Source organism: Oceanihabitans sp. IOP_32 (genome assembly GCF_009498295.1).
Classification (GTDB): Bacteria; Bacteroidota; Bacteroidia; order Flavobacteriales; family Flavobacteriaceae; genus Wocania; species Wocania indica.
The window spans coordinates 238,460-252,099 of the sequence record NZ_CP040813.1; the positions used below are offsets into that span (position 1 = coordinate 238,460).

The window sequence follows — 13,640 nt, forward strand, 5'->3', positions numbered from 1 at the left end:
AAATTTATAATGAAAGATTTACACCTAGTATAAACGACTTAGTTAAAGGATAAAACCCTCTATCTACACCTCTGGTAAACGTACCTCCATTACCAAGACCTGGATCGAAACCAGAGTAATTAGTAATAGTAAACAAATTGTTTGCCGTAAAATATATTCTCGCGTTAGACAAAGCCACTTTAGAAATCAATGCCTCTGGTAGGGTGTATCCAATTTGTATGTTTTTTAGTCGTAAATATGAACCATCTTCTAAGAAGTAATTCGACGGACGAATGTTGTTATTAGGATCCCCAAACGCATTTCTAGGAATATTGCTCCCTGCATTTGCAGGCGTCCAGGCATTTAGTAAATCTGTAGACATATTATTTCTGTCTGTTCGATACAGCCACATTTTTACACCATTGTAGGTCTTATTACCTTCTGTCCCTTGAAAAAACACACTTAGATCGAAGTTTTTGTATTTGGCATTAAAAGTTAGTCCATATTCAAAATCTGGAAGACCACTACCCATGTAACGTTTGTCTTCATCTCCTAAAACACCATCTCCATTTAAATCGGTAAATCTTATATCACCTGGTGCGGCATCTGGCTGAACACCATGGGCATCAATTTCGGCTTGATTTTGGAAAATACCATCGGCCTCAAATAAATAAAACCTTCCTATTTCTCCGCCTACTTCTGTCCTTGTCGTTGGGAAGTTATTAAACTCTATAAAACCATCGGTGAAAGATTCGTTGGCTACTCCCAATTTAGTTACTTTATTTTTTGAACTACTTATATTAGCCGAAACATCAAAAATGAAATCTTTATCTGAGTTGCTGTTATAGGTTAATGATAATCCCCAGCCTTTATTTTCTAAATTCCCACCATTAGTTAATGGGAATGTAGTTATTCCCGATGTAGAAGGAATAGGCACAGAAACCAACATATCGGTTGTTTTAGAAATGAAATAATCGAATGTTGCCTTAATGCTATTGTTTAAAAGCCCTAAGTCAATTCCCATATTTGTAGTCGCCGTTTCCTCCCATTGAATATCTGGAGTTGGCAAGGCATTGGCAATTGCACCCACAAAAACATTTTGACTAACACCTTCTCCAAAAGGATAATTTAATTGTTGTCCTCCAGAACCAATTCGAGCTAAAAACAAATGCTCTCCAATAAGCTGATTTCCCAATGTCCCATAACTAAACCTAGGCTTAATCTGGCTAAACAAATCCGACTCAAAGAACCCTTCATTATGTAATGCCCAACCTAGAGAAACTGAATAAAAATCACCGTATTTATTGTCGGATGCAAATCTCGAAGATCCATCGCGTCTTACACTAGCTTGTAAATAATATATTTTATTAAAATCGTAGTTAATACGACCAAAATAAGATTGTAAGGTATTTGTTGAATTAAACCCAAATGACGATTCATCGCCAATACCCGCACTTAAAGCCTTTAACTGATCTGAAGCTAAGGTGTTGTTTGAACCACCAACCGATCTAAACTCACTTTTCTCTCTAGAAATTCCTAATAATACATCAAGGTCATGCTTACCAAATTTTTTACGATAGTTAAGCGTGTTGTTTAACGTCCACTCATTAGTTCTTGATCTTGATTCCTCTAAAAATGGATTAACATTTATAGATTGAGCTCCAAAATTATAAGTTGGTAAGAAATATGAGAAATGTGTGTTTTCTACATTAGCCCCATATTGAAACTGATAATTTAAACCTTCTATTATTTCTAAAGTAGCAGAAATATTAAATTGCATATAATCATCCTGATTGGTTCGGTCTGTTAAATTACCTAAACCAATTGGATTACCCGATCCTAATTCAGATGGTGGTGTTGCAAAACCATTTAATGCGTTTGCATCATAAATAGCTTTATGAGGCAATTGAGAATAAATATCTAAAAACGGAGAAAAACTAGCATTTCCGCCTCCAATTGGTTCAAATATACCACGTGTATTTTCTCTGGTATAACTTAAGCCCGGGGATACTTTTAACCTATCGTTAAGCAATTTAAAGTCCATGTTAAGTCGAGCATTCAATCTATCGAACCCTGTATTTATAACGGTTCCTGTATTGTCAAAATACCCTGCAGAGAAGTTGTAGTTCATTTTTTCTGAACCTCCAGAAATACCAATATCATGCTTTTGCTCAAAAGCACTACCCATATATTCTCCAACCCAATCAGAATCAGCGTACTGTGCACCACTAGTTAAATAAGGTGCTGGAGTCACACCAACATTATTATACGCTTCTAATTTAATTTGATTATGTTGATCTCTGTTTGCAACACTTATATTATCACTAACAGTATGTGTACTTATATAAGAATTAATAGATACTTTAGGCTCCCCGGTTTTACCACGTTTTGTGGTAACAATAACCACTCCGTTTGAAGCTCTTGAACCATAAATAGTAGCTGCAGAAGCATCTTTTAAAATACTAATATTCGCAATATCTGCTGGGTTAACATACGACAGGTCTCCCGGAATTCCATCAATAACAAATAAGGGATTATTATTCCCTATGGTACCTAATCCTCTTATTCGTATTACAGGATCACTACCCGGTGCACCAGATGCTGTAGACACGTTAACACCAGCGGCCTGACCTTGTAGCGACGAAGCCACATCGGCGGTTGGGATCTTTTGTAAACCAGCAACATCTACAGATGTAATTGCTGCAGTAACCTCCTCTTTTTTCTGCGTACCATACCCCACAATAACAACTTCGTCTAAACTCTCTGCGCTTTCTTCTAAAGAGACATTTATAGAGGTTTGATTTCCTACCGTTATTTCTTGAGGTAAGAAACCAAGGAAACTATAAACCAATACGGTTTGATTACTTGGTACTTCAATGGAATAATTACCATCAAAATCAGTTTGTGTCCCAACAGTTGGTGTACTTTTTAATGTTACTGTTGCACCTGGAAGTGGCACTCCCGTGTTATCTGTAACCGTTCCACTTACTACAATTCCTTGAGAAAAAGAATGGGTTGTAAAACCAAATGATGCAAACATAAAAAGCAATAAAAACACACCACTGAAAGTATGATTTTTGTTTTTTTAATTGATTTTTTTTCATTGTTAATTTTTTAATAGTTAGTTTTTTGAAGAAATAAAAGGAAGTCTTTTTTTACTTGTTCCAAATATGATGTGTTTTTTAAAAACACAGCTTAAAAACACCTTTACTTTACCTTTACAACATCAACAAATTACTGAATTTAAGCGAATTAATACTCCTAAAATCATCTTTTCAACTTACAAAAGATACTTAAAACCTCTAAAATCTACAACGTTGTAGTTGGATCTAGTATTCATTTAAATTAGTAAAAACGATAAACCAACTTATATGTTTTCGAGAAAATTTACAAGGTTATCTTTTTTTTCTAAGCCTAATTTTTTTCTTAGTCGGTGCCGGCCAATCTCAACAGAATTCAATGAGATATTATTGATGTTTGCAATTTCCTTCGAACTTAGTTTTAGTTTCACTTGAACGGCCAATTGAACATCTTTATTTGTAAGATGAGGATATTTATTTTTTATTTTAAACAAAAAATCACTTTGTAAAGTCTCTATATTAGAATGGAAGTTTTTAACATCGTCGTTTCTAACAAATTTAAAAGAATAGTCTTTTATAAGCTTATTAATCTCTTTTTTAAGTTGGGTTAAATCTTTAAAATTCAAACTTTTTAAGGATTCCGTAAAGTCTTTATATATGGATGTCCTCTGAGAAATAAACAAGGCCAAATTGGTAAGTTCTTTATTTCTAAATTCTAACTTATGTTCTAGATTTTCTTGTAACAAGGCCTGGGTTTTTATTTTCTCTTCAGAAAGCCTCTGGTTTTTTTGATAAATGGCTTTGTTTTTTTTAATGTTATTACGAAGCGACACGATAACCAAAATACCAATAATTATTAATAACACAGAACCTATTAATATGCCTTTTCGCTTTTCGGCCTCCAAGTTTTTTTGTTGCTCTAGCAGTTTAATTTCAGATTCTCGCCGTTCTGCTTCATATAAAACCCGCATTTCGGTTAATTTTTCACTTTTATTACTAGAAAATATTTGAGAACTTCCTTCGGTATAAGCCTTATAATAATCAAGTGCAGCCTTGTAATTACCCACGGCTTGGTAATAATCGGACTTAATGCGATTGTGCTCTAAAATTAATTCTTTATTATCACTTATTGTTTCTAAAATTAATTCTGAATCATTTAGCAATTCATATGTCGTATTAAAATCGCCACTCTCTAAGTTTACAATAGCCAATTCGTTTAAAATATAAACCTTATTGTGATTGTCGTTTATTTGATTGGTAATTTGCAAAGCAGAATCTAAATACACTTTAGCCGAATCAAATTCATTAATTTTCCGGTAACAAACGCCCATGTTTTTTATGGTTTCGGCAATTCTATGTTTATTGTTAAACACCCTTTTTAAGTCTAAAGATTTTTTAAAATACGACAAAGCTAATTTGCAGTCTCCTTTTTGCTCATGAATTAAACCAATACTATTATAACTATAGGCAATACGTTGTTGATCTCCTATTTCCTCATGTAATGCTAGAGCCTCCTCATGGTATTTTAGCGCCTTATCAAAATAACCAATATCGTAATACAACCACCCCAAAGTACGCCAGGTAAAAGCCAAATCGTAAGGGTTTCCAATTGTTTTTCTAATTTCTAGAGACTGCAATCCGTATTGTAAAGCTTTATCGTAATAATCGTTAAATAAATAGCCCTGACACAAATTTATTAAGGCTAAACCTTCTTGGTTTTTATTTTCAAGACTTACCGCTAATTGTAAAGCCTGAGAGGCATATTCAATCGTTTTATTAGGATCTATAGTCCAGTATATTTCTGCAACGCGATTTAATAACAATAATTTTTCTTCAGTTTGTGCTTTTGGGAGCATGACTAATAAACTATCTAATTCTACTTGAGAATCGATCGGATTCTCATCCCAAATATTTGTTTGTGCACAAACCTTAATGCCCATAACAAAAATTAGAGAAAGAGTAAGAATTACAATTTTATTCATATTTTAAAAACTAAAATTATTAATGTAATATAACAATTTGATACTGTTGTTACAACAGCAAAACTAATTATTATAAATAGTAATCAAAGACTTTTTTAAACGAATTTGAAAGGTTTTGTAAAGGTTTTTTTTAGATTGTTTGATAAAAATAATCGAGCTTTGTTTGTTGCATATCTTCTATACAAACAAAAAATAAAATGATTACAAACAAGTTTTTAATTACAGTGCTAAAAGCTGTCACCATTCTAGTAACTTTAGTGAGTTTAAGTTGTCAAGACAACCAAAAATCTAAACAGGAAAATGCAGAACATCTGTTTTTAGACTTTAGTGAAAATATTCTAGACTATCGCCTAACACCAAAAGATTCCGCAGACCGCTCTGGTTTAATGTTTTCAGACCAAGGCGCGTGGTTTGCCTATAGCCTACCAAAAGTAAATAAAAACGCTCTTGGATTTTCTGGACCCTTTTTAATGACCCAGCAAAATGGGGTTTGGAGTAGCAAATCCCTCTCAAGTATACATATTTCTGAAGAAAATGATTCTGAAAATTTAATTGATTTTAAAAATGATTTGGTGCACCAAAAAAGCTATGCCAGTCATTTAGAACAAGCCTTTAAAAACGAAAAGCTAGAAGTTAAACAAGAATTGTTTTTTATTTCTGGTCATACTGCCATTCAAAAAACCAGCATTACGAATACAAGTACAGAAAACATGACCGCAATTGCTCGTATTCAAGGTGCCATGTCAGATATTGGTATTTCAATCTCAAATGAAGCTGATGTTATCAAGTTGGTTTCAGAAAAATCTTCTGCTATTGGTTATATTAAAACTTCAAATAGTATTCAAAATATTGATGTTTCAGATGAAGATAAATCGTATAAAATTCAGCTAAATACATTCGAATTAAAACCCAACGAAACCAAAGACCTTATTATAACACAAACTTTTATTTTTCCAGAATATTCATGGGCGGAAGAAGAGCAACTAATTGATAATATAGATTTTAATTCGGTTTTCGAGGCTCGCAAAACAGAAAAAAACGAGCAACTAAAATCCATTATTGAAAATAGAAAATCACAATTTAAAGCTGATAAATATGCCGAAGTTTTAGCTAAGGCCCATTTAACTTTGCAAAACAATTGGCGTATTCCAGCTGGAGAACTCACAAACGAAGGCTTATTCCCGAGTTATCACTACGAATGGTTTAACGGTTTTTGGTCTTGGGATTCTTGGAAACATGCCGTTGGTTTATCTTACTACAATATAGATTTAGCAAAAAACCAAATGCGCGCCATGTTCGATTTTCAAAGCGAAGACGGCTTTATTGTCGATTGTATTTTTAGAGACACCAGCATCGAACCTCATAATTATCGCGATACCAAACCACCACTTTCTGCTTGGGCCGTTGTTAGTATTTATGAAAAAGACGAGGATATTGAATTTGTTAAAGAACTCTACCCTAAACTGGTAAAATATCACAATTGGTGGTACAATAAACGCGACCATGATCAAGATGGATTGTGCGAATTTGGTTCTACCGATGGCACTTTAATTGCTGCAAAATGGGAAAGCGGTATGGATAATGCCATTCGTTTCGACGATTCTAAAATTTTAAAAAACAGCGAAGGTGCTTATTCTCTAGACCAAGAAAGCGTCGATTTAAATGCTTATTTATATGCTGAAAAACTTTATTTAAGCCAACTAGCTAAGGCTATTGGTTATACAGAAGAAGCTAAAACATACCAAGTTGAAGCTGAAGTCTTAAAGGAGAAAATCCAAGATCAGTTTTACGATAGTGAAGACGGTTGGTTTTACGACACTAACCTTGATGGCAATAGCTTTATTAAAGGCGCAGGTAGCGAAGGCTGGACAGCACTTTGGGCCAATGCCGCAACGCAAGAACAGGCCGAAGCCGTAAAAAACAAATTGATGGATCCTAAAAAGTTCTATACTAAAGTGCCTTTCCAAACCATGAGCGCCGATCATGAAAAATTCGACCCGCTTAAAGGTTATTGGAGAGGTCCAAATTGGTTAGATCAGGCCTATTTTGGAGTAAAAGGCTTGCGTAATTACAATTTTAATACCGAAGCCGACAAAGCCACCGTACAAATTATTGTAGGTGCCGAAGGGATCTTAGGACAAGGACAAGCCATTCGTGAAAATTATCATCCTATAACTGGAGCCGGCTTAAATGCTAAAAATTTTAGTTGGAGTGCCGCCCATCTTATTATGTTATTACAAAACGATTAAACGGCCTCGAGGAAGAACAAAAAAGCTTGAAGTGAAACTCTAGAATGTAAAGAGGCCTCTTGAAAAATTCTATTCGAAATTAAGAAAATGGACTACGACTACGAAAAACTAAAAATATCTAATAAACAAGCCGAAGATATCCTCTTCAAATTATATAACATTAATGGAAAGGCAACGGCCTTACCTGGGGAATTGGATTTTAACTTCAGAATTAAAGTAGAAAATTCTGAAGGTTATATTTTAAAAGTTTCTAGACCTAACGAAAATGAAAACTATCTCGATTTTCAACAAAAACTATTACAGTTTGTTGAAGATAACGGACAAAACCTTTTGGCTCCAAAAGTAATAAAAGACAGTAACGACCATTCAATATCAACAATCACAGACAATTTTGGAAAAGAACGCCATGTGCGGTTATTAAGTTGGATATCGGGCAGAGTTTGGAGTCAAGTGAATCCGCAATTAAACGATTTACGCTATAGCTTAGGTGAGCAATGTGGTTTGTTAACACAAGCTTTACAGGGCTTTGATCACCCTGAAGCACACAGAAACTTTGAGTGGGACGTGGCGCAATCACTATGGACAACAGCCCATCTGAATTTGTTTAAAGACGAAGAGAAACGCATTATTGAATATTTTCAAAACCTATTTAAAAAATCTCAAGACTCCTATTCAAAATTAAGAAAAGCGGTAGTTCATAACGATGCTAACGATAATAATGTGATCGTCTCTTCAGATTTAATCAACCCAAAAGTTCAAGCCGCTATCGATTATGGCGATGCCGTACACACCCAAATTATTAACGATGTTGCCATTGCTTGTGCGTATGCCATAATGCACCATAACGACCCGTTAGAAGCGGCTTTGCCAATTGTTAAAGGCTATCACGCTACATTTGCTTTGCAAGAAAAAGAGTTGGAACATTTATATAACGCCATTGCGATGCGATTGGTAATTTCGGTTACAAAATCGGCTATAAATAAAATTGAAGAACCCGATAATAAATACTTATTAATTAGTGAAAAACCGGCCTGGGAACTCTTAAAAAAGTGGTGGGATATCAGTCCCGATTTTGCCCATTATAGTTTTAGAGCGGCTTGCGGTTTTGAAGCCCACCCGAATAAAGCATTATTCGATGGTTGGGCAGCAGCCAATAACTATGAGTTTTTAGATATTTTCCCAACGGTTGCTCAGAATAAAATAGTCAACTTAGACTTAAGCGTGTCTAGCAAATGGTTGGGACACCAAGAAGATTTTAATAATTTAGATGTATTTGAGTTTAAAATTAATCAGCTTCAAAAGGAACATCCTAATAATATTATTGCTGGTGGCTATTTAGAACCTCGACCGTTATACACGGCTAACGCTTACGATAAAATCGGCAATTATGGTAAAGAAAGTAGAACCATTCATTTAGGTACAGATTTTTGGCTACCAAGCCAAACCCCTGTACATGCTTTGTTTGATGGTGAGGTGATTGTTGCTGTAAACGATGCAGGCCTTAAAAAATATGGCGGACTGGTTATTTTAAAACACCAAACAGATAATTTTGAATTCTTCACACTTTATGGCCACCTATCGGTTGCTAGTGCCACAAAACACAAGGTAGGTGATCGAATTAAAAAAGGTGATAAATTAGCAGAATTAGGACCTTCTAATGAAAACGGAAACTGGGCGCCACATCTTCACTTTCAAGTGATGCTCTCGCTTTTAGATTATAAGAATGATTTCCCTGGTGTGGCGTATCATAATCAAATTGAAGTTTGGGAAAGCATTTGTCCAGACCCTAATGTATTGTTTAAATCGGAAACGCTTCAAAACAATAATAAAATTTCAAATAAAGATTTAATCCGTTATCGCAAACAACATTTAGGTAAAAGTTTAAGCCTTCAGTATAAAGTGCCCATTAAAATGGTGCGTGGTGCTGGCCAATACCTCATGGATCAATACGGCAACAAATATTTAGATACCGTAAATAACGTAGCGCATGTAGGTCATGAAAAATACGAAGTGGTAAAAGCGGGCCAAGAACAAATGGCATTAATTAATACCAATTCACGCTACTTACACGACAACATAATTAACCTAGCTAAAGAACTCATTGAAACCTTACCGCCAGAATTAAACGTGTTACATTTTGTGAATTCAGGTAGCGAAGCTAACGAATTGGCGATTAGAATGGTTAAAGCCAATACTGGTGAACGCGATATTATTGCTAGCGAAATTGGTTACCACGGCAATACCAATATGACTATTGACATAAGCTCGTATAAATTTGACGGCAAAGGTGGCAGTGGCGCACCAGAGCACACTCATATTTTCCCCTTACCAGATGCCTTTAGAGGAAAATATAGAGGCGAAAATACAGGAACATTATACGCTGAGGAGGTTCAAAAACAAATCGATAGTGTACATAAAAAAGGCCGAGGTGTTGGTGGCTTTATCATAGAGCCCATTATAAGTTGTGGCGGTCAAGTAGAATTGCCCGAAGGCTTTTTAGCTAAAGCTTACCAACGTATTAGAGCGGTTGGCGGTCTCTGTATTTCAGACGAAGTACAAACGGGTGTTGGTAGAGTTGGGAAGACTTTTTGGGGGTTTCAACTGCACGATGTCGTACCAGATATTGTTACTATTGGCAAACCCTTAGGTAATGGTCACCCTGTTGCTGCCGTGGCCTGCACACAAGAAGTAGCTCATAAATTTGCCAATGGTATGGAGTATTTTAACACCTTTGGTGGCAACCCAGTTTCTTGCGCTATTGCGACTGAAGTTATACGTACCGTAAAACGCGAAAAGCTTCAAGACAACGCCTTAAAAGTAGGCTCATTTTTAAAAGATGAACTTAAAAAACTGGCTCAAAAACATCCAATTATTGGCGATGTGCGTGGCCAAGGTTTATTTCTTGGTGTTGAGTTGGTAGATACCAATATGGAGCCCTTGGCAGATGAAGCCGATTACGTAGCCCAGAGAATGAAAAATCACGGTATTTTAATGAGTACCGATGGCCCTGATAATAATGTTTTGAAAATTAAACCACCTATTGTTTTCACCAAAGAAAACGCAACAGAACTTATATTTTACCTAAGAAAAATTTTTGCAGAAGATTTTATGCATCAAACCTATTAAATTCTATGATAATGAACATGAAACGATTTGGTATTTTACTTTTTTGCTTGGCACTACTTGGTTGCAAGAGCGATCCGCTTCCAGAAATCCAGGAACAAACCTATCACTTTAACCACGAAATATTCGAGGAAAACAAATTACCACCAAGAGCGACCTATTTCGGGTTTGAATCACCAGACCTAGCCAACAAAGAAGCCTCTAAACGCTTTTTAGATTTAAATGGCGAGTGGAAGTTCCATTGGGTAAAAGACCCTAAAAGTAGACCCACCACATTTCATAATGTTAATTTTGATGACTCCGATTGGACCAAAATCGCTGTACCCGCCAACTGGGAAGTTGTAGGTTTCGGACATCCTATTTATTTAGACGAGCGTTATCCCTTTACCACCACATGGCCAGACGCACCAACCGATTATAACCCCGTTGGTACCTATAGAAAAGAAATACATGTAGATGCAGACTTTCTGTTAGAAGATGTTATTTTTCATGTAGGTGCGGCGAAATCGGCCATGTACGTGTATATAAACGGTGAGTATGTAGGCTTTTCTCAAGGCAGTAAATTACCCGCAGAATTTAACATTACCAAGTACTTAAAAGCGGGGAAAAACCTTTTGGCCTTACAATTATTTCGTTGGAGTGATGCCAGTTATTTAGAGAGCCAGGATATGTTACGAGTAAGTGGTATTGAACGCGATGTATATTTATATACGCAACCCAAAGTGGCTATTTCAGATTATTACGCTTACACCAATTTAGATGATACGTATACTCATGGGGTTTTCAAAAACACGGTATCGTTAGTGAACAATACAGATGAAGCTGTTAAACGAAAAGTTTCTGTTGAAGTTCTTGATGGTGAAACCGTAGCATATACAGATGCTAAAGTTATAGATATTCCGGCTAATGGTAGTATTCCATTTACTTCAGAAACCATAATTAATAATATAAAACATTGGTCGGCAGAGCAACCCAATTTATACACTCTAAAAATTAGTTTAGAAGACGAAACCAATGCCAAAAACAATCAATACATCACCAGAAAAACAGGTTTTAAACGTGTAGAGATTAAAAATTCGCAGGTGCTAATTAATGGCAAAGCGATTTACATTCGCGGTGTAAACAGGCATGAAACCGATCCTTTTACGGGTCACGTGGTGTCGCGAGAGTCCATGGAAAAAGACATCCAATTGATGAAGCAAAACAACATCAATGCGGTGCGTACGGCGCATTATCCAAACGACCCCTATTGGTTAGAATTATGTGACAAATACGGCTTATATGTTGTAAATGAAGCAAATATTGAAAGTCATCCCTTAGCCATAGACGAAAAAACGCAAATAGGTAACGAAATGAGCTGGTTGGCAGCACACGAAATGCGTACACAGCGTATGTATTACCGCGATAGAAATCACGCTTCAATTTATTCATGGTCTTTAGGAAACGAGGCTGGAAAAGGTGAGATTTTTAGAACCACTTATAACTGGTTAAAAGCGCAAGACGATAACCGTATCGTACAATACGAACCAGCTGGAAAAGAAGATTATACCGATTTGTATTGCCCGATGTACCCAAAGCCAGAGTATCTCATTAATCACGGGAAATCAGATTCCGATAAGCCTTCTATCATGATTGAATACGCCCATGCCATGGGGAACTCTGTTGGTAACCTTCAAGATTATTGGGATATTATTGAAACCTATCCAAACCTTCAAGGTGGTTATATTTGGGATTGGGTCGATCAGGCCTTAGAATATAAAGACGAAGATGGTAATCCGTATTTGGCTTACGGTCACGATTATCATCCAGACCTGCCAACCGACGGGAATTTTTTAAACAACGGTTTGGTAGATCCTTACAGAAACCCGCACCCACATTTAACCGAGGTAAAAAAGGTATATGAGCCTGTACAATTTACTTATAAAGGCAATGGTGTTGTAGAACTTGAAAACAAGAATTTCTTTATTGATTTATCTGATAAAACCGTTTCTTGGAAAATTCTAAAAGATGGCAAAGAAATTGTTACCAATGAGGCTATTAAGCTTGATGTTAAACCTCAAGACACTCAAAAGCTTATCTTACAAAATTTTCCAAAATCTTTTTCTTCGGAAAGTGAGTTTATTCTTCAAGTGAGTTTGATTCAAAATGAAGATAAAAACTTGCTTAAAAAAGGCCAAGAAGTGGCTTGGGATGAATTTGTTCTTCAAAAAGGAAAATTCAGCAAAACCAATCCTGCAAGAGGAGAAAATCTCGAAATTATTGAAGATGACGCTACTTTAACGATTAAGAATGATAAAGTTGATTTAAAAATTAACGCTGAAACCGGTGAAATTGAATCGTGGATGCACCAAGGAAAAGTAATAACCAATCAAGCCATTCGTCCTAATTTCTGGAGGCCACCAACCGATAACGATTTAGGTAATAACATGCAAAATTGGGCCAAAATCTGGCAAGATGCCACTTATAATTACACAGCCAAACTATCTGAAAAACCTGTGGCTTCAAATAATGCGGTTAAATTTAAAGTTAATTATGCGCTACCAAACAATGAGGCGATAGTAGAAGTAGCTTACACCTTGCAATCTAACGGAAGTTTAAACCTTAATTACAGTTTTTCTCCCAATAAAAAAGAATTACCAAACGTACCACGTATTGGCATGTACATCACCTTGCCAAAAGACTATACAGATGTATCTTGGTATGGAAAAGGCGAAACAGAAAGTTATTGGGATAGAAAAACTGGTGTGAAAACTGGGATTTACTCAGGAAAAACAACAAATCAGTTTGAGCGTTATCTGCGTCCGCAAGAGACTGGAAACAAAACCGATGTGCGTTGGGTAAACGTCTCATCAAGTGATTTAACTTTAAGAGCATCTGGAAATACGCTGTTAAATACAAGCGTTTGGCCATTCGACATGTCCGAAATTGATTTTAAAAGTGGCGATGCCTCCGAATCGGCCTCTGGTTTAGTGCCTGTAACCACAAAACACGGTGCCGACATTACCATTGGTGAAACCATACAGTGGAATATCGATTATTTGCAAATGGGCGTTGGTGGCGATACCTCTTGGGGACGACTTGTTCACCCACAATACACAATTCCTGCAAATAAAACTTATAGTTATTCTTTTGATATTGTACCGTTTAAGTAATTGATGTTATGATCAGTTTTTACTGCATAGCAAAAAAATGTTGAGGACAAAAAAATAATAGTTGTCTCGATAATA

5 protein-coding genes are annotated in these 13,640 nt (G+C 35.9%); 3 read left to right on the forward strand and 2 right to left on the reverse strand.

What is annotated here, in order from left to right; translation table 11 throughout:
- Nucleotides 1-4: 4 nt before the first annotated feature.
- The gene (locus FEZ18_RS00970; RefSeq protein ID WP_153266583.1) at nt 5-3,019 is read right to left on the reverse strand and encodes a SusC/RagA family TonB-linked outer membrane protein; all 3,015 of its coding nucleotides are present in this window, start codon (nt 3,017-3,019) and stop codon (nt 5-7) included.
- Nucleotides 3,020-3,346: 327 nt separating this feature from the next.
- Nucleotides 3,347-5,041 (reverse strand): tetratricopeptide repeat protein, encoded by a 1,695-nt coding sequence (locus FEZ18_RS00975; RefSeq protein WP_153266584.1) that lies wholly within the window; start codon nt 5,039-5,041, stop codon nt 3,347-3,349.
- 197 nt (nt 5,042-5,238) lie between these two features.
- Here FEZ18_RS00975 and FEZ18_RS00980 point away from each other — a divergent pair, with 197 nt between their 5' ends.
- The 3 genes from FEZ18_RS00980 (at nt 5,239) to FEZ18_RS00990 (ending at nt 13,565) form a co-directional block, all read left to right on the forward strand.
- Nucleotides 5,239-7,290, forward strand: coding sequence for an MGH1-like glycoside hydrolase domain-containing protein (locus FEZ18_RS00980; protein ID WP_153266585.1), 2,052 nt, complete (start codon nt 5,239-5,241; stop codon nt 7,288-7,290).
- An 87-nt stretch (nt 7,291-7,377) separates the two neighbouring features.
- A complete protein-coding gene (locus FEZ18_RS00985; protein WP_153266586.1) occupies nt 7,378-10,416 on the forward strand; it encodes an aminotransferase class III-fold pyridoxal phosphate-dependent enzyme in 3,039 nt (1,012 codons plus the stop codon).
- Between the two features lie 11 nt (nt 10,417-10,427).
- Complete coding sequence (locus FEZ18_RS00990) at nt 10,428-13,565, forward strand: glycoside hydrolase family 2 TIM barrel-domain containing protein (protein ID WP_228122807.1); 3,138 nt, start codon at nt 10,428-10,430, stop codon at nt 13,563-13,565.
- Nucleotides 13,566-13,640 lie beyond the last annotated feature (75 nt).

What these genes read in the sequence shown, in the direction of transcription:
- FEZ18_RS00980 (WP_153266585.1), top strand. Translation starts at nt 5,239, where the DNA reads ATGATTACAAACAAGTTTTTAATTACAGTGCTAAAAGCTGTCACCATT.
- FEZ18_RS00985 (WP_153266586.1), top strand. Translation starts at nt 7,378, where the DNA reads ATGGACTACGACTACGAAAAACTAAAAATATCTAATAAACAAGCCGAA.
- FEZ18_RS00970 (WP_153266583.1), bottom strand. Translation starts at nt 3,019, where the DNA reads ATGTTTGCATCATTTGGTTTTACAACCCATTCTTTTTCTCAAGGAATT.
- FEZ18_RS00990 (WP_228122807.1), top strand. Translation starts at nt 10,428, where the DNA reads ATGAACATGAAACGATTTGGTATTTTACTTTTTTGCTTGGCACTACTT.
- FEZ18_RS00975 (WP_153266584.1), bottom strand. Translation starts at nt 5,041, where the DNA reads ATGAATAAAATTGTAATTCTTACTCTTTCTCTAATTTTTGTTATGGGC.